Origin of the sequence: Paeniglutamicibacter psychrophenolicus (assembly GCF_017876575.1) — a bacterium.
Taxonomy (GTDB): domain Bacteria; phylum Actinomycetota; class Actinomycetes; order Actinomycetales; family Micrococcaceae; genus Paeniglutamicibacter; species Paeniglutamicibacter psychrophenolicus.
The window spans coordinates 1953246-1972746 of the sequence record NZ_JAGIOE010000001.1 but is presented as its reverse complement, the minus strand read 5'-3'; the positions used below and the strand labels follow the sequence as shown (position 1 = coordinate 1972746).

Annotated in this window: 18 protein-coding genes and 1 pseudogene; 6 read left to right on the top strand and 13 right to left on the bottom strand. The window is 66.0% G+C overall.

Features of this window, described 5'->3' with window-relative positions; translation table 11 throughout:
* Positions 1 to 27: 27 nt before the first annotated feature.
* Genes JOF46_RS08810 through JOF46_RS08795 form a run of 4 tightly spaced genes read right to left on the bottom strand, consistent with a single transcriptional unit; the run spans position 28 to position 4878 of the window.
* On the bottom strand, positions 28 to 618 hold the full coding sequence (locus JOF46_RS08810) for a GNAT family N-acetyltransferase (protein WP_209906974.1): 591 nt from the start codon (positions 616 to 618) through the stop codon (positions 28 to 30).
* Positions 615 to 3521: an FtsX-like permease family protein gene (locus JOF46_RS08805; protein ID WP_209906973.1), complete on the bottom strand. Its 2907-nt coding sequence runs from the start codon at positions 3519 to 3521 to the stop codon at positions 615 to 617. Before JOF46_RS08805 ends, JOF46_RS08810 begins: the two co-directional genes overlap by 4 nt.
* 41 nt (positions 3522 to 3562) lie before the next feature.
* Positions 3563 to 4294 carry an ABC transporter ATP-binding protein gene (locus tag JOF46_RS08800; protein WP_425355042.1) on the bottom strand — a complete coding sequence of 244 codons (732 nt, stop codon included), beginning with the start codon at positions 4292 to 4294 and terminating at the stop codon, positions 3563 to 3565.
* On the bottom strand, positions 4291 to 4878 hold the full coding sequence (locus JOF46_RS08795) for a PadR family transcriptional regulator (protein ID WP_209906972.1): 588 nt from the start codon (positions 4876 to 4878) through the stop codon (positions 4291 to 4293). The genes JOF46_RS08800 and JOF46_RS08795 overlap by 4 nt, the downstream gene beginning before the upstream one ends.
* 295 nt (positions 4879 to 5173) lie before the next feature.
* On the opposite strand from JOF46_RS08795, the gene JOF46_RS08790 reads away from it, so the two are divergent.
* Complete coding sequence (locus tag JOF46_RS08790; RefSeq protein ID WP_209906971.1) at positions 5174 to 6850, top strand: thiamine pyrophosphate-dependent enzyme; 1677 nt, start codon at positions 5174 to 5176, stop codon at positions 6848 to 6850.
* A gap of 93 nt (positions 6851 to 6943) precedes the next feature.
* Here JOF46_RS08790 and JOF46_RS08785 read toward each other — a convergent pair whose 3' ends face one another.
* Positions 6944 to 7708: an SGNH/GDSL hydrolase family protein gene (locus tag JOF46_RS08785; RefSeq protein ID WP_209906970.1), complete on the bottom strand. Its 765-nt coding sequence runs from the start codon at positions 7706 to 7708 to the stop codon at positions 6944 to 6946.
* Between the two features lie 244 nt (positions 7709 to 7952).
* Between JOF46_RS08785 and JOF46_RS08780 the strand changes: the two genes are divergently transcribed.
* From JOF46_RS08780 to JOF46_RS08770, 3 genes are read left to right on the top strand one after another with little or no spacing between them, the layout of a single operon-like run.
* Positions 7953 to 8330: a hypothetical protein gene (locus JOF46_RS08780; RefSeq protein WP_209906969.1), complete on the top strand. Its 378-nt coding sequence runs from the start codon at positions 7953 to 7955 to the stop codon at positions 8328 to 8330.
* Positions 8320 to 9837: a sensor histidine kinase gene (locus JOF46_RS08775; protein WP_245348064.1), complete on the top strand. Its 1518-nt coding sequence runs from the start codon at positions 8320 to 8322 to the stop codon at positions 9835 to 9837. The genes JOF46_RS08780 and JOF46_RS08775 overlap by 11 nt, the downstream gene beginning before the upstream one ends.
* Positions 9815 to 10483: a response regulator transcription factor gene (locus JOF46_RS08770; protein ID WP_209906968.1), complete on the top strand. Its 669-nt coding sequence runs from the start codon at positions 9815 to 9817 to the stop codon at positions 10481 to 10483. The genes JOF46_RS08775 and JOF46_RS08770 overlap by 23 nt, the downstream gene beginning before the upstream one ends.
* 142 nt (positions 10484 to 10625) lie before the next feature.
* Here JOF46_RS08770 and JOF46_RS08765 read toward each other — a convergent pair whose 3' ends face one another.
* From JOF46_RS08765 to paaZ, 6 genes and pseudogenes are all read right to left on the bottom strand, one after another.
* Positions 10626 to 11516, bottom strand: coding sequence for a hypothetical protein (locus JOF46_RS08765; protein WP_209906967.1), 891 nt, complete (start codon positions 11514 to 11516; stop codon positions 10626 to 10628).
* A gap of 261 nt (positions 11517 to 11777) precedes the next feature.
* Positions 11778 to 11987, bottom strand: a pseudogene (locus tag JOF46_RS22705) (hypothetical protein); the annotation flags it as partial.
* Between the two features lie 15 nt (positions 11988 to 12002).
* Positions 12003 to 12320 (bottom strand): hypothetical protein, encoded by a 318-nt coding sequence (locus JOF46_RS22700; protein WP_342592406.1) that lies wholly within the window; start codon positions 12318 to 12320, stop codon positions 12003 to 12005.
* Positions 12321 to 12471: 151 nt separating this feature from the next.
* Positions 12472 to 12960, bottom strand: a complete 489-nt coding sequence (locus JOF46_RS08755; RefSeq protein ID WP_209906966.1) for a hypothetical protein — start codon at positions 12958 to 12960, stop codon at positions 12472 to 12474.
* 93 nt (positions 12961 to 13053) lie between these two features.
* Positions 13054 to 14271 carry a phosphotransferase gene (locus JOF46_RS08750; RefSeq protein WP_209906965.1) on the bottom strand — a complete coding sequence of 406 codons (1218 nt, stop codon included), beginning with the start codon at positions 14269 to 14271 and terminating at the stop codon, positions 13054 to 13056.
* 228 nt (positions 14272 to 14499) lie between these two features.
* On the bottom strand, positions 14500 to 16629 hold the full coding sequence (gene paaZ, locus JOF46_RS08745) for a phenylacetic acid degradation bifunctional protein PaaZ (protein WP_209906964.1): 2130 nt from the start codon (positions 16627 to 16629) through the stop codon (positions 14500 to 14502).
* A gap of 113 nt (positions 16630 to 16742) precedes the next feature.
* Here paaZ and JOF46_RS08740 point away from each other — a divergent pair, with 113 nt between their 5' ends.
* Complete coding sequence (locus JOF46_RS08740) at positions 16743 to 17183, top strand: PaaI family thioesterase (RefSeq protein ID WP_209906963.1); 441 nt, start codon at positions 16743 to 16745, stop codon at positions 17181 to 17183.
* A gap of 45 nt (positions 17184 to 17228) precedes the next feature.
* On the opposite strand, the gene JOF46_RS08735 is transcribed toward JOF46_RS08740, so the two are convergent.
* On the bottom strand, positions 17229 to 17465 hold the full coding sequence (locus tag JOF46_RS08735) for a helix-turn-helix domain-containing protein (RefSeq protein ID WP_209906962.1): 237 nt from the start codon (positions 17463 to 17465) through the stop codon (positions 17229 to 17231).
* Positions 17465 to 18208 (bottom strand): hypothetical protein, encoded by a 744-nt coding sequence (locus JOF46_RS08730; protein WP_209906961.1) that lies wholly within the window; start codon positions 18206 to 18208, stop codon positions 17465 to 17467. Before JOF46_RS08730 ends, JOF46_RS08735 begins: the two co-directional genes overlap by 1 nt.
* A 258-nt stretch (positions 18209 to 18466) precedes the next feature.
* On the opposite strand from JOF46_RS08730, the gene JOF46_RS08725 reads away from it, so the two are divergent.
* Positions 18467 to 19354, top strand: coding sequence for a serine protein kinase RIO (locus JOF46_RS08725; protein ID WP_209906960.1), 888 nt, complete (start codon positions 18467 to 18469; stop codon positions 19352 to 19354).
* Positions 19355 to 19501 lie beyond the last annotated feature (147 nt).

Below are 19501 nucleotides of genomic sequence, written 5' to 3'. Positions count from 1 at the left end.
ATTTGCCGTCCAAGGTCGTTCCCCGGTTTACGCGGTACCCGCAGGGGCGAGCGGCAGCGGCGGGACAAGTGCGGGGCCGTCGCTGCGCAGCCGGGCGCAGGTCTGCACGTCGTACCGGACCGGGTTGCCGTGTTCGTCCAGGTAGCGCAGCTTCGCGCGTTCCAGGCCCTCGATGCGGAACCCTGCGTTCCTGGCCACTCCGGCTGAGCCTGGATTGTTTGCCCGGTAGGCCAGTTCGAGGCGAAAGAGCCCCAGGGCACCGAAGCAGTGCTCGGCCAGGCCGGCGGTCGCCCGCGAGGCCAGCCCCGTACCGCGGGCCTCGGTCGCGACCCAGTACGACACCCATGCCGTGTCGTGGCGGCGGTCGATGGCGCCGGCCATCGCGTGCCCGACGGCCCTGCCCGCCACGTCAATGGCGAAGGCCACGGCGCCCGCGTTCCCGGGATCGATCCACTGTGCCACCCAGCGCCGTGCGGCTGCCTCGGTGCTGATGGGCTCCCCGGCCTGTGCCGCCATGTCATCGCTGTCGAAGGCATCGAGGATCGCGGCGATGTCATTGACGGAGTCGGTCCAGGGGCGCAGGCACGCCGCAGAACGGGGATCTGGTCTGTGGCTCATGCACCCACCCTAGTTCCCGGGATCTTGCGCTCCACCATGGCCCAGCCGATGCCGGCCGCCAGCACCGGGATCACCAGCAGCCCGAGCAATGGCACCAGGATCCTGGTGTCGATCGTTCCTTCCAGGATCAGCATCAGGATCCCCACCGGCACGGCACCCAGGCCGAGTCCCAGGACCACGCCCAGGACGGCCACCAATCCGGCCTGCACCCCGCCAAGGCGGCGCCTGGTCTTCTGGGACGCACCCACGCCCACCATGACCCGGGCGTCCTCGCGGCCGTCGGCCAGGGCCAGGCCCGTGGTGATGGCAGCGGTGGTGAGGATCAACAGCGATGCGGCGATGACCAGCAGCCACGGCACCTGGACCATCAGCCGGTCGATGCCCGTCGGGCCGTAGCTTCCGCCAATGGACGCCCCAAACTTCTGCAGCCCCTGGTTCAGCTTCTCGATTTCCCCGGATTCCAATGATCGTTCAAGTTCCACCATTTGCCTCGGGTCCGCGACGAAGCCCCCGGAGCCAAGGATCGCTTTCGCTGAGACCATGACCCTGGGCAGGGAGCTTGCCCCGCCGTTGGGCACTTCCACTGCGTCGAATTCCATGGTGCGTTTCAGCGGGGCGAAGACCACGGCACCCGATGACCCGATGGACACCTCGCCGGTGTAGATCCCTGGATACCTATAGTCGGGTACGCCGATGGTGAGTCGGCCGCCGTCGTCGACAAATTCGGGCACCGTGACGATGGCGCTGCCGCGATTGAATGCCTCACCGACCTCCGGGGCGTAGTTCTTCCCCAGCACCATCTCCAGTCCGGTCTGGTCGGTGACATCCACCGAGACGTCGCCGGGTACGGAAGCGTTGGATCCGTCGTCGACGCCGCAGTAGTTCACGGTGAACCTGTCACTCGCCTCGACCCGGGCACGCATGGAGTCGATCTGTTGCTGGATGGACGCACTGCTTGGTTTCTCCGAGACAAGCGGCTCGCGGGCCCCGAATCGGCAGGCGCTCCCGCGGGCCAGCAGCGCCACGAAGGTGTCCATGGTTTCCTCGTCGGTTCCGACGTTGAAATGACCGTCGTGAAACATCCCGAAGCGGGAGTTGGCGCGCACCGCATGCCCCTCCCGGGCCAGCTGTTCCAGCACCACGTTTTCCTGGGCTGTGTCCCTGTCCAGGTCAGCGGTGTTTGCCGTGTCCAACTCTCCCGTGGAATACACCGAGACCACCGATGAGGACCGGGCGGCATCGAGGTAACCGGCCCCCGCGACGCCGTGTCCCACGGCGAGCGCCAGGGCCGCGGCCAGCGCGGTGCCGGCAATCACGGCGGACACCGCCGGCACGGTGCGTCCCTTGTTGCGCTGGATGTCGCGGATCGCGAGGCGTGCAGCCAGCGGCAGCCGGTGTCCGGCCTTCCCCACGAGCGAAAGGATGTGACCGATGCCCAGCATCATGCCCACGGTGCACAGAACCATTCCGACGACGAATCCCAGGACGATGTAACTGCTGCGCGCCTGCAGCAATCCGTAGGTGCCGGCGCCCAGTCCCAGGAACAGCGCCGTGGCCCAGGCGGCAAGCCCCAGTCCCAGGAGCACGAACCCGGCCACCGGGAACCTGGGCTTGCGTGCAGCGCCCTCCCCGACGCTGCGCAGGGCCGAAAGGGCGCTGTGGCTGGCCACCGACCATGCCGGAACCAGCGCGGCAATGACGGAACTGGCCAGTGCCAGCAGCATCAAGGCGACGACCAGGTCCCGGGGAACGTGCCAGCCCGAAAACCCGCCGGCAAATTGCTCGCTCCATCGGATCGTGGCCCAGGCAACCAACAATCCGAGCCCGGTTCCCAGCAGGACCGCGATTCCCCCAAGGAACAACCCGGAGTACCCGCTGATCGACCGGATGGTTCCGGCTTCGGCACCGTTGGCGGACAGCAGCGCCAGGGACCTTCGTTGTTTTCGGGCACCCACGGCAAAGGCCGCGCCGGCAAGCAGCCCGACTTCCAGGAACACGAAGAACCCGATGACAAAGAGGACCAGGATCCGGGCGAGAGCGTCCGAGGCATCGGAGTCCGGATTTGCCTGTCCCCAGATGCCGGCCGATCCGGCTCCCAGCATGGTGGCACGGTCATAGCTGCCCATGCCTTTTCCGTTCAGTGCCTCTTGTTCCGCTCTGGTCACCGACATGCCTTCGACAAAGACGCTGGTTGACCACGCCTCGAATTCCTCGGCGAAGGGATGCCCGGGAGCAATGAAGACCCCATGGGATTTGTGGTTTCCGAGCCCGAACGCCGCGGCCAGGTCGGTGGCCAGCGAGGAATCCTCCGACCTGTCTTCCAGTATCCCGGCGACCGGGTATTCTTCCTCGCCCAATGAGACTGTGCCGCCAAGGCCCACGCCGAGTTCCGTGGCCAGGTCGCCGGTCAGCAGCACCGAGGAGTCGCTTCCCCAGTTCCCCTCGCGCAGGAGATAGCGACCGGAAAAGAGCGGGTCCAAAAACGTTCCGGCGCTGATCGGTGCACCCACGGAGAACTCGGGCCCCTTCACCGTCGCAAAGCCGCGCACGACGGCCGTGGCGTGCGCGCCGGGCGGCACGGCGCCGAGCATGGTCTTGAGGCTGGCCGCGGGTATCGTCGCCGCGCCTTCCTGGTAGTCCTCGGTGCTGTGCCAGGAGCTGGGGTCCCGGGGGTTCTGTACCATCCCCACCGTGCCCTCCATCGACACGAGTTGCTGGTCAAAGAGACCCAGCTGCGTGGCCGTCTTTTCGGCTGCGCTGGGAGTGCTGCTGTCCAGGAGGGTGGCGACCAGGACCATCACCATCAGCGGCAGGGCAACCAAAGAGATGACCAGTACCGAGCGCGGCTTGCTCTTGTTGATGTCCCGCCAGGCCATGCGCCGGGCCAGCGTCGTGGCACGCACGGAATTGGATGAGGGATGCCTCCGGGTTTTGGGTTTGAACATCAGCCAGTCACCAACAACGAAGCCGGGTCGGTCTGCAGCGCGGTCTGGTCCACGATGCGTCCGTCCTTGAGGAACACCACACGGTCCGCCCACCCCGCGTGACGGGGCTCGTGCGTCACCATGACCACCGCGGCCCCGGCATCCGCGCGCTGGCGCAGCACCTCGAGGACACCGTTGCCGGTCACCGAGTCCAGCGCCCCGGTTGGCTCGTCGGCAAGGATCAGGGAGCGTTCCCCGATGACCGCCCGGGCGATGGCGACCCGTTGCTGCTGGCCACCGGAGAGCTGGTCCATGAACCGCTCGGCCAGGTGTTCGATGCCCACCTGGCGCAGGGCGTTGCGCGCCACCCGGTGCGCCTTCGCCGGCTTCCAGCCATCGAGCTCCAGCGGCAGTGCGGCGTTCTCCACCGCGGTCAGCGTGGGAATCAGGTTGAAGTCCTGGAAGACGTAGCCCACCGCCCGGCGGCGCAGCCGGGCCAATTCGGCCCGGCCCAACCGGCCCAGCGGTGTGTCCTGGATGTACACCTCTCCGCTGGTGGCTGCGTCGAGCCCGCCGGCCAGCGCGAGCAAGGAGGACTTGCCGGACCCGGAGGGACCCATCACCGCGACGAATTCCCCCTCGTCGACGCTGAATGAGACATCGCGCAATGCGGCAACGGCGGTGTCCCCGGTGCCGTAGGTCTTGGTCACGCCCGACAGTTCCAGCAACTGCCGTTTCACCGGGGCGCTCACGATAGTTCCAGCGTGCGGGCAGGTGCGGCTTGCGCGGATGCGGTTCCCGAGGTGGGGGGCTTGGCCATGGTCAGCATTTTCGCCTCGCAGTGGTCCAGCCACTTCAGCTCGGCCTCCGCCGAGTAGATCAGCGACTCCAGGACCAACCGCCAGGAAAAGTCCTCTGCCTTGTTGGCCTTGTCGGCCTCGCGCCGGGACCTCACGTATCCCTGCATGGTCTGGATGGTCGAGAGCCGTTGGGTCTGGATGACCGCGGCGACGTCGACCCGCGGTATTCCAAGCGCCAGGGCGAGCTTGATGGCCAGCTCGTTGCGCGGCGGGGTGCTGGGTGCCACCGGGGTGGAGAACCATGTGGCGACCTCCATCCGCCCCGCCTCGGTGATGGAGTAGTAGCGGTGACCGCGTTCGTCCGTGCCCAGGTCGCTGACCAGTCCGTCGCGTTCAAGCCGGTCCAGTGTTGTGTAGACCTGCCCGATGTTCAGCGGCCAGGTGCTTCCGGTGGAACGTTCGAACTCCTCGCGCAGCTCGAACCCATAACGTTGCTGCTGTTCCAGCATGACCAGCAATGAATGCTTGATTGACACATCGACCCCTAAATACTCAGTATGCTTCCGACCATCCTACATACTCGGTATTCAATGGCCGTGGACCCGGGTCCAATACCCCAGTTTTACCGGGAGGTGCGATAGCAAAAACAAGTCATAGTGATCAATCACCCATTGTGACAGAAGCATTTCGCGCCATACTTAGGGTCAGTCCCGAGCATCATGTACATTTACTGAAACTTGAGCTTTCGTTCGACCCGACGCGGCACAACGACGTGTCCGCCGTGCAACACTTGTCCCCGTTCGCCGTGGTGACAGCAAGGAGCAATGACGCATGAGCACCCAAGCACTGCAAGAACCCGCCGAGGTCCAGGTGCCGACCAAGAAGTCGGCCGGACACATCATCGTTGACACCCTGGTGGCCCACGGTGTGGAACGCACGTACGTGATTCCCGGGGAGAGCTACCTGGACGTCTTGGACGGGCTGCACCACTCCCCCATCGAGACCGTCGTCTGCCGCCACGAAGGCGGTGCTGTCTACATGGCCGAGGCCGACGGCAAGATGCACCAGCGCCCGGGCATCGCCATGGTGACCCGCGGACCGGGTGCCGCCAACGCGCACGTCGGGCTGCACACCGCATGGCAGGACTCGACCCCTCTGGTCCTGTTCGTGGGTCTGATTCCCTTCGCCCACCGCGACCGCGAGGCCTTCCAGGAATTCGACATCAAGGCATGGTTCGACACCGGAGCCAAGCGCGTGATGGTCCTGGACCACGCGGAGCGGGCCTCGGAAATCGTGGCCGAAGCCATGTTCGCCGCCATGAGCGGACGCCCCGGACCCGTGGTCGTCGGATTGCCCGAGGACGTCATCCGGGAAATGGTCGACCCCTCCCTGCACCCGGTGATCCCGGTGGCCAGCGGCGGCATGACCGTGACGGACTGGAAGGAGCTCAAGAACGCACTCCAGCAATCCTCCAAGCCCCTGTTCGTGCTGGGCGGCAACGACTGGACCCAGGAAGGGACCAGCCAGCTCACCACCTGGCTCGAGGAACACCACCTGCCGGCAGCCGTCGAATGGCGCTGCGAAGGCAACATCCCCTTCAGCTCGCCCTCGTACGTCGGGCCCATCGGCTACGGCCGCCCGAAGCCCACCTACGACCTGCTCGAGGAAACCGACCTGCTGATCTTCGTCGGCACCGTCCCGGGCGATGTCATCACCGACGGCTTCCTGGTGCGCCAGGACTGGTCCAAGAAGAACTTCCTGGTCACCATCGACCCGTCTCTGCGCGGCCGCTCCGGCCCGGTCTCCCACCAGATCGTGTCCAAGCCCGATGTCTTTGTCCGGGACCTGGTCATGATGGAATTCTCCGGCAAACCCGAATGGAAGTCCTTCACCGAACGCATGCGCGGCGAACAGGAAAAGTTCGCTGCCCTGCCCCCTGCCACTCCCTCGGCGGGGCCGGCACGCATGGACACGCTCATGGCCAACCTGGTCCCGTCCCTGCCCAAGGACGCCATCATCACCCTGGGTGCCGGCGAGCACACCAACTGGGCGCACCGCTACTTCCCGACCGAGGAATACGCCTCGATGATTTCGGCCCGCAACGGGTCCATGGGGTACTCGGTTCCCTCCGCCATCGCGGCCTCGTTGAACTTCCCTGGCCGCCGCGTGGTGACCATCGCCGGTGACGGCGAGTTCCTGATGAACGGCCAGGAACTGGCCACCGCGGCACAGTACGGCGCCACCCCGCTGGTCATCGTGATGGACAACCAGGAATACGGAACCATCCGCACACACCAGGAACGCCACTACCCGCAGCGGATCTCGGGCACCCAGCTGAAGAACCCGGACTTCGCGTTGATGGCCCAGGCCTTCGGCGGCTTCGGCATCCGCGTCGAGAACGACGCCGACATTCCCGCCGCCCTCGAGGCCGCGCTGGAGGCCATTGACCAGAAGGGCCAGTTCGCCCTCGTCCACCTGATCGTGGAACAGCGCGTCAAGGCCTACTGACCCGGCCACGCGCTAGAGAACCACCGGTGCCTGTCGCATCCCCGCCTCCGGGGAAGCGGCAGGCACCTGCCGTTTGCCGCAGGGCCGTCCACCTCAGCCGGTGTTCGAACGGCGATCCTGCAAGACATCGAGCAGGTACCCCGCCCAATGCCCGTAACCGGCCACCGAGGGATGGAAGCGGTCGGTGGCGAAGAAGGCCTCCCCGAGCGGCGGATCATCGGCAAAGGACACGAAGTCCAGTCCCCATTCCGCGCACACCGCTGCCGAGACAGCGTCCAGACGGCTGGCCCGGCGTTCCAGGAACTCGTTCAGCGGTGTCGGCAGCGCCGGGAAATACCGAAACGGCGGAACCCCCGCCACGACGATTTCCCGGTCCCTGCCCGGATCCAGGAAGGCCCCCAGCACCGCCCGCAGGTCACTGCCCCAATGCGCGGGGCTCCGTCCGGCCATCGCATCGTTGGCCCCGGCGACCAGCACGACGATGTCGGGGTCGTGTTCCTGGATGAGTCCGAGCACTTCGAGCCGGATGCGTTCCATGGTGGCGCCGTTGGCTCCATCGGCTTCCCACGCCACCGGGCGGTGCCGCCGCGCCGACAGACGCACCGCCAGCTGGCCGGTCAGCGCCACGGAGTGCGTGGGAGCCCCGGTCCCGGCAACATTGGAATCCCCGATGACCAGCAGCCGCAGCGGTAGCCCGCCGCTTCCGGCCGCATCGACCAGGCCCCGGTTGGGTCCGGCCGCTTCCTCGAGCCTCGGGATGTTCCTGGCGATCCGGTGTCCCTGCAGCAAGGAAGGTCCCGCCTGCACTGCATCCAGCCAAACTCGCCGGACTCGTTCGATGCCTCCGAAGCTGCTCATTGTGGTTCCCTTCGCATAGCCCTGCCCCTGAACCAACCCCGTGCGCCCACCGCCACGATTTCCCGTGCTGTCCCCGTCCTCAGGGTCGACCTTCCCCGGGCCCCTGTCAATGAGCCGGATGCCGGGCGGACACTGCCCCTTCGGTGCCCGGGCGGGCCGGTTGCCGGGGCCTTGTTGCGGGAAACGACGCCGACATGGGCTCCCTCTCATTTGGGTCTCATCAATCTCGGCCATACTTGGGGTCATGGGATTGGGAAAGATCGGCAAGATCGTGGCCGCGCTGGCGGCGCTCTTGGCACTGGGTTTCGGCGCCTACGTGGTTGCCCTGGAGCTTTCGGCTCCGCCGGCGGTGAACCTGGGCCCGGGGATCACGATCGAGCAAGGCACAGCACCTGCCACCCCGTCACCGACATCCGCGACTCCAAGCCCCTCGGCCGTGCCCACGCCGAAGCCATCGGTTTCAACATCGCCCAGGCCTTCGACCAGTCCCCCGTCCAAGAAGCCCACGGTCCTGCCCAGCAAGTCGGCGCCGGTCAAGCCGCTGCCGCCGTCCAAGGCCTACGACGATGATGATGACGATGATCGAGATGACGACGACGGGGACGGGGACGATGATGATTAGGATTCCCGAGCTCGCCCAACAACTTGCCTCCGCGCCCGAAGGCACCCGTTTTGCCCGCCGCGGGTTCTCCGTCCGCACCCGGGTGCTGGCCGGGATGCTCGGGTTGATGACCCTGGCCTTCGCCGTCACCGGAACCGTGGTCTACCTCTTGCAGGTCAAGACCATGGACGCCCGCATCGACGACTCGCTCAAGCGCAGCGTCCAGGAGTTCCAGGTGCTCACCGCACGCAGCTCCGACCTGGCGACCGCCGCCGAACCGCTCACGGCCGAGGTGCTGCTGTACACCGCGATGCAGCAAACCCTGCCGGCACGGCACGAGGGGATGTTGAGCCTGGTCAACCAGAAGGTGCGTTGGACGGCCCCCGAGGTCGTGCAGACCCGCCTGGAAAACGACCCGGGATTCGTCGCCTGGGCGGCTCACGAGGCCCCCGACGAGAAAATCATGCTGCAGACCGTGCCGACCAGCCAGTCCACCTACCGCGCGGTCAGCATCCCGCTGACTGTCACCCAGCCCCGGACCCCGGCACACCTGGTCTTCGCCTACGACTACGCGGCCGAGAAGCAGGCACTGAACCGCGGCTTCGTGATGTACATGGTGGTCGGGATTGTCATCCTGCTGGCCGCGGGGACCGCCGGATGGCTGCTGGTGGGCAGGTTCCTGCGCCCTGTGGCGTTGCTGCGCGACACGGCCCGGAAGATCTCCGAATCCGATCTGTCCCAGCGCATCGAGGTCGTCGGGCGCGACGACCTGGCCGAGTTGACGATCACCGTCAACGCCATGCTGGACCGCGTGGAAAACGCCATGGTCTCCCAGCGGCAGCTGCTTGACGACGTGGGCCACGAACTGCGAACCCCGGTGACCATCATCCAGGGGCACCTCGAACTCATGGACCGGTCCGATCCGGTGGACGTGGACCAGTCGCGGGACATCGCCCTGGCCGAACTGGACCGGATGTCCCTGCTGATCAATGACCTGGTCACCCTGGCCACCTCCAACAGCGTCGACTTCGTCCAACCCGTGCCCACGAACATCGGCACGCTGCTGGACGAGTTGCTGGACCGGGCCCGCCCGCTGGGCGAGCGGGTCTGGCGGATCGGGCACCGCGTGGAGGCCACCGCCAACGTCGATCCCCAGCGGATCACCCAGGCCGTGCTGCAATTGTGTTCCAACGCGGTGAAGTTCTCCGCCGACGGGTCCACGATCACCATGGGAACCAACATCACCGCCGGCACCAACGGGGAATCGGTGCTGCGCATCTGGGTGCGCGACGAGGGGGTCGGCATCGGGGCCGAGGACCAGTCACGGATCTTCGAGCGCTTCGGGCGGGGCCGCAATTCCAAGCGCACCGAGGGTTCTGGCCTGGGCTTGAACATCGTCTCGGCCATCGCCGAGGCACACCACGGGTCCGTCGGGGTGAGCTCCGACGTGGGCGTCGGCTCGACCTTCGTCATTGAAATCCCCACCAGCCTGGAAAGAGAAGAAGATGAGCCGGATACTGATCATTGAGGACGAAGAGCGCATCAGCTCCTTCGTTGCCAAGGGACTGAAGTCCTCCGGCTTCCAGCCGACCGTCGCCGATACCGGCAAGGAGGGCGGCTACCTGGCCCAGACCGGGGACTTCGAGCTGATCATCCTCGACCTCGGGTTGCCCGACGAGGACGGGTTCTCGGTGCTCTCGCGGATCCGCTCCACGAATGTCGATACCCCGGTCATCATCCTGACCGCGCGCTCAAGCATCGACGACACCGTTGCCGGGCTCGAGGGCGGGGCGGATGACTACATGGCCAAGCCCTTCCGCTTCGAGGAGCTCCTGGCCAGGGTGCGGCTGCGACTGCGTCCGCAGGCGGCTGTGCCCGAGGACCAGGTGATCCGCGTGGGGCCGTTGGAGCTCGATGCCGGCAGCCGCCGCACCCGCCTGCACGGGCGCGAGATCGACCTCTCGGCCAGGGAATTCGGGTTGGCCGAGGCCTTCATGCGCAACCCCGGGCAGGTCCTCAGCCGCGAACAGCTGCTCTCCCGGGTCTGGGGCTATGACTTCGACCCGGGCTCCAACGTCGTGGACGTGTACGTGCGCTACCTGCGCAACAAGCTGGGAGCCGAATGGTTCACCACGGTACGTGGCATGGGCTACCGCTTCGAGGAACCGAGCTAGCCGGCGGTCCGGCTTCGGGCCCGGGTGGCCGGCGAGGTTGCGGCCACGCGTCCCGCCGGTCGCTCCGGCACGGTTTGCGTGCCTGGCGTGCTCCGGCCGGATGCCCGAAATGGGCACCCGGCCGGAACGCTTCCTTGCTTGTCTACTTGCAGGTGACATCCACCCAGTAGGTGTGGTTCCCGTCGGCGTGGTCGGCGACGGTCACCGCCACGTCCGAGGTCGAGCCCTTCACCTTGGCCGCGGAGCCGTCGGGCGCCTGGACGGACACGATGGTGCAGCCGGGCTGGCTGGCCACACGGATGGAGTGCGTGCCCTGCTCGGTTGCCTCGAAGTGGGCCTCGTGGAAGGCCAGCACCGCAGGGTTCCATTCGGAGAACTTCACGTTGTGGGCGCCGTTGGTGTCGGTCCACGTGGCGGCGTAGCCATCCATGGCCACCCCGTTCTTCCAGAACCGCACGTCGATCTCGACGATCATGTCGCTGAGGACCTTGTAGTTGTCCACCTTGCTGTAGCGCGGCACGAAACAGTTCTTGCTGCTCCGGTCCGAGCAGTCCAGCTTGTCGGTGGGGGTGACCCAGACCTTGTAGACCCCGCCGTTGTTCGGGGTGTCGGCGTACGGGAACAACTGAACGGTTGCCCCTCCGTCTTCACCGTCGAGCCCGGTGGCGTGGGCGCAGGCGCCCGAGGGCGAAGTGTCCTGGATGACGCCGCTGGCATTCACCGTGAACTGGCGACAGGCAACCGGGTCCGAAGACAGCAGCACCTTTCCCGAGGGATCGGTGACCTGGAAGGAATAGGTTCCGGCGGGCAGGCCCGCCGCGTCGTCGGGGGCATTGATACCGGGCCCGCCGTTGAGGTAGACATCTTCCTTGGCATCGTAGACGTTCAGGTTGACCGGCGTGCCGGTGACATCCGAGGTGAAGATCGCCCCGGAGAGCTGGGAGCCGGCCGGCGGTGCTGCGGTTGCCGGGGCCACCAGCATGGTCGCGCAAGCGATGAAGATTGCGCTGGGAATGGCAAAGATCTTGTTCATGGGATCCCTCTGATCGACGAGTTGGACACTGCATCCGGCACCCAACAGATCGATTGCACTCCCAGCAAGCACGAGCCCCACTTTGTGTTCCCCACAAGGACCCTGTGGATATGCTGCGTTCCAGATGTACGAAGGGTACATCCGCCACAACGGGCGGACAACAGGTGTGGCTACCCCCATTAACTACCTGATATTGCGCGCACCACTTGAATTCGGCTCCCCCTGGCTTCGCATGGCACTCGGTTGCGGTGTTTTCGCTCCCTACAAGGACCCGGTTGCCCTCGCTTCGGATTCCTTGCCCGAATGCGCCGGCGGCCAGGCAATCCGGAAGCGTTCGAAAACTATCGGATCGTCTTCGTTCCAGATCCGTCCGCGGGCGGCTTCGGTGCACTGCCAGTACTTGCGGTGTTCGTGCCGCCAGCTTTCCAGGGACCGATCGTCTTCGCCCTCGTCCCTGGCAAAATCGGCGTCAGCGTCGTTGAAAGATCACAACCTCAGTTCGATGCTGGGCAGGATGACCCTCGGGGTGCCCGCGCCGTCGCAGGCGATCCAGTGCGAGCCCAGGCGGGGTAGGGATTCCCCGTCGTCCGGGAATTCCCGGGCCAGGGTCGAGGTTGCGCACTTGCTGCCAGGGATCACTTCATGCGGCAGGGCATCGGCCAGCTCGACCGAATCCCCAAAGCGCTCGACCGAATACTCCGCGCACAGGCGCACTGCCTCCGGGTGGGCCGTTGCATACTCGTCCCACATCCGGGCGGCGGCTTCCATGTCCAGGCGGCCTGGATTGGCGTCTTCTGGTTTCACTAACCACAGTATGCCACGGCGATCGTACACTGATCAGGCACGACATCGGGCGGGTGCGAAGACTGGCCCGGCGTGGCCGGGTCCAAGAATGCGGCGGGTGCCGGCTCCTGGTTTGGAACCGGCACCCGCCGCATGTCTTGGCTTCTGTCCGTCAGATGGCGCTGGCGGCCGAGGGTGCGGACTGCGGCGACATCGGGGAGACCGCGGACTTCGCCGAGACGGGCGAGACGGCCGACACCGGGGAGACAGCCGACTTGGCAGACACCGGGGATACCGCGGACTTGGCAGACACCGGCGAAACGGCGGACTTCGCCGACACCGGGGAAACCGCGGACTTCGCCGACACCGGGGAAACCGCGGACTTCGCCGACACCGGGGAAACTGCGGACTTCGCCGACACCGCGGATGTTGCAGACTGTGCCGAGTCGGCCACCGCGGCAGAGGCATCGGCCTTTTCGGCGACCCGCTCCACGGAGGAGAATCCGTGCTGTGCAGCGCTTTCCTGCATGAGAACGGTTTCGTTGACCGGGGCGATCGGCTGGGCGACTGCAACGCCCGCGCCGATGGCGACTACGCCCAGCGCACCAGTGATGGACCAAAACGTACGTGACTTCTTCATGGCTGCGAACCTCTCGTTCATTGTCTTGCCCTTGCTCTGCTTCCAGCATGACCAATGAATGTGAGCCGAAGAGGAGAGCTCGATGAGAACGCTCTCATCTTCGCCATCGTGGACTTATTCGGCGCGGGCCAGCAGCTGTCCCGCCAGCGCCAACCGGGCCAGGGCCACGGCATGCCAGTCGGGATTCGCCTCGTCACGGGCCCCTGCCACGAGCGACAGGACCACGCACGCCGCCCGGGCGTACAGCCCCTTGGCGCAGACCCCGCGGTTCGAGAGTTCCGCTTCGAAGGCCGCGGCATAGGCCTCGAAGTAGCCGTTGACGCGCCCGTAGCGCGAGTCCAGGTCCGGCAGGACCGCCAGGTGTCCCAGGAAACAGGCCAGATCGTCGACCAGGTACCCGGGACCGGCCGAATCGATGTCGAGCAGCCCGGTGATGGTTCCGTTCTCGACGAAGATGTTCGCCTCGTAGAAGTCCCCGTGGCTGGGCACCAGCTCACCGCGGTGCGCGGTTTCCAGGATGCGGGCCAGGCGTGTGAGCAGCTCCCCGATATGTCCGGCCTGGTCGGGGACCGCGGTTTGCGCGGCATGCCCGTACCAGCCCAGGCGATCGGACCAAGCCGGCCGCGCCGGGACCTCCAGGAGGGTTTGCGGCAACGCGTCGAGCAGCCCGATGATGTGTTGCGGCGCCAGCGGCAGTTCCGGGGCGTGCATGAGGTCCTCGGCCAGGGGCACCCCGTGCGCCCGGTGAAATGCCAGGACCCCGTCGATCGGCGGCCCCGCCGGGATCGGTGCCGGGATTCCGGCGGCCAGCAGCGCCAGGTGCTTCTCGTGCAGCAGCTCGGCGTCCTTGCGCAGCACCTTGAGAAACAATTGCTGCCCGTCGCCGAACCGCGCCAGCATCACCGCCCGGCGCAGCGGTCGATAGGCCAGGGTCCGCAGTTCCTCGATCGCCCGGCCCCCGCCCCAGTGCTCCTCGACCAGCGCCGGGGTGGTTGCCAGGGGAAGTCCGGGCAGCAGCGGGTCGGCCGGGTGAAGCCAGACGATGACGCTTCCCTGCCCGCTGTCCAGGTGCACGGTTCCCTCGGGAACCACCTCAAGCTTTTCGGCGGTGGCTCCCAGGTACAGGGTGGTGGATCCATTGGTGGCCTCGAAGACCCCGGAGACCCCAGCCCCGGGCCGGTGGTGCAACTCGGCCACGGTGACCCTGGCATCCGCCAGTCCCATGGGCCGTACGACATCGGCCAGGATCCCGGCGAACTCCGGCGAACCGAAGAATTCAAGTTGTTCGCGTTCGGTCCAGGCATTGGCATCCTGGATGACCGGTGCATTCATCGATTCCTCGTTCCTCGTGTGCGCACGCGGGGCAAACCGGCGCCGGGGGCCATGCGAAAGGCGGTTCATTCCCCTGCCCGCTACCTTCTCACATCCGGGGCACGGCCCACCACGCGCCCCGCCCGCGGTCCAGGCCACCGGCAAACGGCAATGGCCGGCCGCCTGCACCCGCGAAGGGAAACAGGCGGCCGGCCAATGGAAGTGCCGGCGCGGGCGCGCGGCGTGGTGCTACTTGCCCCAGTTGGCGTAGGTGGTGTCTTCCTTCTCCACCAGGGTCAGCACATCGTAGGTGGCCACGATCTCGCCGTCCTGGTTGTTGATGACCGCATCCCAGGCGACCTCGCCGTACTCGTCGGTGACGCGCGGGGTGATCTTCTTGGCGGTCAGGGTGACGCGGATCGAGTCCCCGTCGGGCACCGGGGTGATGAAGCGCAGGTTCTCCAGGCCATAGTTGGCCAGCACCGGCCCTGGGGCGGGCTGGACGAAGAGCCCTGCAGCCCAGGAGACCAGCAGGTACCCGTGGGCGACGATGCCGGGGAAGAACGGGTTGGCCTCGGCCGCGGCGCGGTCGGTGTGCGCGTAGAAGGTGTCGCCGGTTTCGTTGGCGAAAGCGGTGATCTCCTCCAGGGATACCTTGCGCAGCGGTGAGGCGTAGGCGTCGCCGATCTTCAGCTCGGCCAACGACTTCCGGAACGGGTGGATGGCACCGGCGACGGCGCCGAATTCCGGGTCCCCCGCAATGACGCGGTCGGCACCGGTGTGCCAGACGCCGGTGACGGCGGTGAGCATGTTGGGCGAGCCCTGGATGGCGGTGCGCTGCATGTGGTGCTTGACCGAGCGGATGCCGCCGAGTTCCTCGCCGCCGCCGGCGCGGCCCGGGCCGCCGTGGACCAGGTGCGGGACCGGGGAGCCGTGGCCGGTGGACGAACGTGCGGTTTCGCGGTTGAGCATGTGCACGCGCCCGTGGTGCGAGGCGATTCCGGTGGTCAGTATCCGTGCGGTGTCCGCGTCGTTGGTGCAGACCGTGGCCACCAGCGAACCGGCGCCCATGGCCGCCAGGTGGATGGCGTCGTCCAGGTCGGTGTAGCCGATCACCGAGGAGACCGGGCCGAAGGCCTCGCGGCTGTGCACGGCCTGGTTTTCCACGTCGTCCCAGGTGAGGATCAGCGGGGACATGAAGGCCCCGGCATCGACGGTCTTTTCCTCGCCGCCCATGGTGCGAACCACAGGTGCGTCAAGGGTTCCGTAGGCGATCTCGCCGCCGGCGGCGATCATTTCCTCGACGGCGCCGCGCACGTCGCGCAGCTGTTCCAGGGAAGCCAGGGCTCCCATGGTCACGCCCTCGGCGCGCGGGTCGCCAATGACCACGCGCGCATCGAGGCGCTCGCCCACGGCCTTGACCACGTCGTCGACCAGCGCGGCCGGGACGATGTTGCGGCGGATGGCGGTGCACTTCTGCCCGGCCTTGGAGGTCATCTCCGTGGTGACGGCCTTGACGAAGGCCTCGAATTCGGGGGTGCCGGTCACCGCGTCGGGGCCCAGGATGGCCGCGTTGAGCGAGTCGGTCTCCGCGGTGAAGCGCACACCGCCGTCGATGACGTTCTTGTGGGACTTCAGCGCCGAGGCGGTGGAGGCGGATCCGGTAAAGGAAAGCATGTCGCGGTAGTCCAGCACGTCAAGCAGGGTCCGTGCGGAACCGGAAATCAGCTGGATGGAACCTGCGGGCAGGATGCCCGATTCGACCATCAGGCGCACCATCGCCTCGGCGACGTAGCCGGTGGGGGTGGCTGGCTTGGCAATCGTCGGCACCCCGGCGATGAAGGCGGGTGCAAACTTCTCGAGCATGCCCCAGACCGGGAAGTTGAAGGCGTTGATCTGTGCGGCAACACCCGGGATGCGGGTGTAGATGTGCTCGCCGGCGAAGGAGCCGTCGCGCGAGAGCACCTCCATGGGACCGTCGAGGATGACGTTGGAGTTGGGCAGTTCGCGCCGGCCCTTGGAGGAGAAGGTGAACAGCACGCCGATGCCGCCGTCGATGTCCACCATCGAGTCGATCTTGGTGGCGCCGGTGCGGTAGGAGATCTCGTAGAGTTCCTCGCGGCGTTCGTTGAGGAACTGTGCCAGTTCCTTGAGCTTCAGGGCGCGTTCGTGCAGGCTCAGCTTGCCCAGTTCGCGCTGGCCGACGGTGCGGCCGTACTCGACGACGGCGGCCAGGTCCAGGCCGTCGCTGTTGACCGTGGCCAGGGGCTCGCCGGTGTTGGCATCCAGCACGGAGGTCCCACCGTCTGGATCGGAGGGGGTCCACCAGGAGTTTTGGACGAAGCTGGGAACCAGTGGAGCCATGGGAGTTGTCGTCATCGACGAAATCCTTCCTGAACGATCGGTCAGTATTAGCAACCACAGTACAGTATGGGGAGGAACGCCACGAGTCTCGGGCGTCACACAGCCCCGACATTCAGGAGAAATGCAGCATGAGCGCAGAGCGCCCCACCGCGCCCACCCCGGAAACCTCCATCGACGGAGTCTGGCAGATTGCCCTGGGCGAACTTGATATCAAGATGGGCGTCAAGATCATCGAGGAATCGGTGCAGCGGGTCGTGGCGACCATGCCGGTGGAGGGAAACCGCCAGTCCTTCGGGCTGCTGCACGGCGGCGCCTCGCTGGCCGTTGGCGAGGCAGTTGGCTCATGGGCCGCGGTGAAGCACGCCTCGACCATGGGCAAGTCCGCGGTGGGAGTGGACATCTCGGCCACCCACCACAAAGGAGCGCGCGAGGGGATCATCACGATCACCGCCACACCGATCAGCCTGGGACGCCGCATGGCCAGCCACCAGGTCCTCATCGAGAACGAGGCCGGCGAGCGCCTGTGCACCCTGCGGATCACCAATCTGATCATCGACATCAAGAAGTAGCGCGCAACGCCACCGACTCAAGGCCGGCAGGCGACCGGTGGCTTGCTACCGCAACGGCGCGTAGCTGAGCAGCTCCCCGACCTCGCAGTCCAGGGCCTTGCAGATCGCCTGCAGCGTGGAGAAGCGCATCGCCCTGGCGCGGTTGTTCTTCAGGATCGACAGATTCACCACGCTGATATCCACCCGCTCGCTCAGTTCGACCAGCGTCATCGACCTTTCTTCAAGCAGTTCTCCCAAGCGGCACCTGATCTCGGTGTGGTCCTCGGGCTCTTCGCGAGCCACTAAATCAGTCCTGCCGTGTCTTTTTGCATTTCAAGTCCGCGCTTGAAGATCTGTGCAGTGGTGAACAGCCCAAGACCGGCCCAAAGCGGCCAGAAATTGACCTCAAGCTCGAGCCCGCTTGGCTCCAGCTGGCCAATGATGTCATTCAGGCTTTCGCGGCCCATGCTGGCCGTATCCCAGTGCGCCCCGACAACCCCCAGCACCTGCTCGGATGCCTGCATTCCCGCAATGCCTTCGAGCACCTGCCAGGCCAGCCCGCACACCACAATCACCACGGCCGCGGCGGAGAACCACTTGACGAGCGCCGGCCTGAAACTCACCTTCCTGAGATGTCCGTTGCACATGCTGATGACCGCTGCACCAATAAAAAGTGCCGCAATCCCCTGGAGAAGCTCTCCTGCCCCAAGCAGCCACCGGGTTCCGGATGCCAGCCCCTGGACTTCGACGAGGGCCCGGGTGATTCCACCGGAAACCACCTGGGCGGTTGGCCCCTCCACACCCGCACTTGCGGGGATCCGCGGCCAGAACTCCCTCACCGGCATACTGATTCTCAGGTTGGGGCTCATGGCGATCTCGGCAAGCCGGTAGATTGTTGCTCCGCCGGCAATCACCACGTAGGCGATGGCCACCCAACGAGTGAGCCCAACTTCCGGGGTCTTGCCCTTCCGGGCCACATGCGGCGCCGCAAGCAGTGCCACCAGAAACGCCATAAGCAACATGACGAAAGTTCCCAATATGGACATTGTCCCGGCTCCGTCCCGCTTGATGTGGCCCGGGGACGTAGCTCCCCGGATCATGCCGCAACCATAACGCTTATCATTATGCTCGGCAATGGCACCCACCCTCACCACAAACCCGAAGTCCCAAGTGATTGACATACATCAATGAGTTGTGGTGTCCTTGAATAACCAGCGACAGTAACTACCCGAGGAGGAAACCAATGAGTGTCCCAGCCATGACCCCGGATCCATGTTTTCCTTCCCACAGGAGTTACTCCAGCAATGCAGAATTACGTAGAAAACAACTTTCCAGACACCTTTGAACGGCGATCCGCCGGCGCCGACGCCAGGCACACCGATCGTGCGAATGACTGGAACTATCTTGACGACCAGCTCTCGGAATCCCAACGCTGGTCTACCTGGCCGGCCACCGAGAAGCTCATGCGGGGGCCCTTGCCGTACCCCGAGTTCGTCATCGAGGATGCCGGTGCAATCGATACCGAGCTCGGTGTGCTCAAGACCGGCAAGGAAGCCGACGTCTTCTTGATCGAGCGGGCCACCACGGACCAGCACGTGCTGTTGGCTGCCAAGCGCTATCGGTCACCGGAGCAGAGGTCCTTCACCCGGTCCTCGACCTACACCGAGGGGCGCAACGTCAAGCGTTCACGTGATGCCCGAGCCCTGAAAAACGGCAGCACCTACGGGCGAATCGTCGAGGCCTCACGTTGGGCCAATTCCGAGTGGCAATACCTCAGGCTCTGTTTCGAGGCGGGCGCCCCGGTTCCCTATCCGGTACAGATCATGGGCACGGAAATCCTGATGGAGTTCATCGAGGATCCTGAAGCCCCGGGCGCCGCGGCGCCGCGGCTGCAGCATGTGCGTCCCGGCCCGGAGCGGCTGGAGAGCTACTGGATGCAGCTTGTCGAGGCCATGAAGACCTTTGCCCGGCTGGGCTTTGCCCACGGGGACCTTTCGCCCTACAACGTCCTGGCCGCCGGCGAGCGCCTCGTGGTCATCGACCTGCCCCAGTTCGTCGATTTGGCGGGCAACGAACGCGGGGTCGGGTTGCTGCAGCGCGACTGCCACAACGTGTGCGCGTGGTTCTCTGCGCGGGGTCTGGCTGTCGACGGCGATGCCTTGTTGGCGGAAATCATTGCCGAGGCGTGGTAAGCGCTGGGCTCGGCGGAGGGCTCGGCGGAGGGCTCGGCGGAGGGCCCCGCGAATCCTGTGCAAATTGATACCTCCGCTGTGCTGGTAATGGCGCAGGACGGGGACTACCGTAAGCCCATCAATCTGCTTGGGCCGCCCATACACAAC

Excerpts from the sequence above, each read along its gene's own strand:
- JOF46_RS08790 (WP_209906971.1), top strand. The coding sequence starts at position 5,174 with ATGAGCACCCAAGCACTGCAAGAACCCGCCGAGGTCCAGGTGCCGACC.
- JOF46_RS08785 (WP_209906970.1), bottom strand. The coding sequence starts at position 7,708 with ATGAGCAGCTTCGGAGGCATCGAACGAGTCCGGCGAGTTTGGCTGGAT.
- JOF46_RS08810 (WP_209906974.1), bottom strand. The coding sequence starts at position 618 with ATGAGCCACAGACCAGATCCCCGTTCTGCGGCGTGCCTGCGCCCCTGG.
- JOF46_RS08775 (WP_245348064.1), top strand. The coding sequence starts at position 8,320 with ATGATGATTAGGATTCCCGAGCTCGCCCAACAACTTGCCTCCGCGCCC.
- JOF46_RS08740 (WP_209906963.1), top strand. The coding sequence starts at position 16,743 with ATGAGCGCAGAGCGCCCCACCGCGCCCACCCCGGAAACCTCCATCGAC.
- JOF46_RS08750 (WP_209906965.1), bottom strand. The coding sequence starts at position 14,271 with ATGAATGCACCGGTCATCCAGGATGCCAATGCCTGGACCGAACGCGAA.
- JOF46_RS08730 (WP_209906961.1), bottom strand. The coding sequence starts at position 18,208 with ATGTCCATATTGGGAACTTTCGTCATGTTGCTTATGGCGTTTCTGGTG.
- JOF46_RS08780 (WP_209906969.1), top strand. The coding sequence starts at position 7,953 with ATGGGATTGGGAAAGATCGGCAAGATCGTGGCCGCGCTGGCGGCGCTC.
- JOF46_RS08770 (WP_209906968.1), top strand. The coding sequence starts at position 9,815 with ATGAGCCGGATACTGATCATTGAGGACGAAGAGCGCATCAGCTCCTTC.
- paaZ (WP_209906964.1), bottom strand. The coding sequence starts at position 16,629 with ATGACGACAACTCCCATGGCTCCACTGGTTCCCAGCTTCGTCCAAAAC.
- JOF46_RS08725 (WP_209906960.1), top strand. The coding sequence starts at position 18,467 with ATGCAGAATTACGTAGAAAACAACTTTCCAGACACCTTTGAACGGCGA.
- JOF46_RS08765 (WP_209906967.1), bottom strand. The coding sequence starts at position 11,516 with ATGAACAAGATCTTTGCCATTCCCAGCGCAATCTTCATCGCTTGCGCG.
- JOF46_RS08755 (WP_209906966.1), bottom strand. The coding sequence starts at position 12,960 with ATGAACGAGAGGTTCGCAGCCATGAAGAAGTCACGTACGTTTTGGTCC.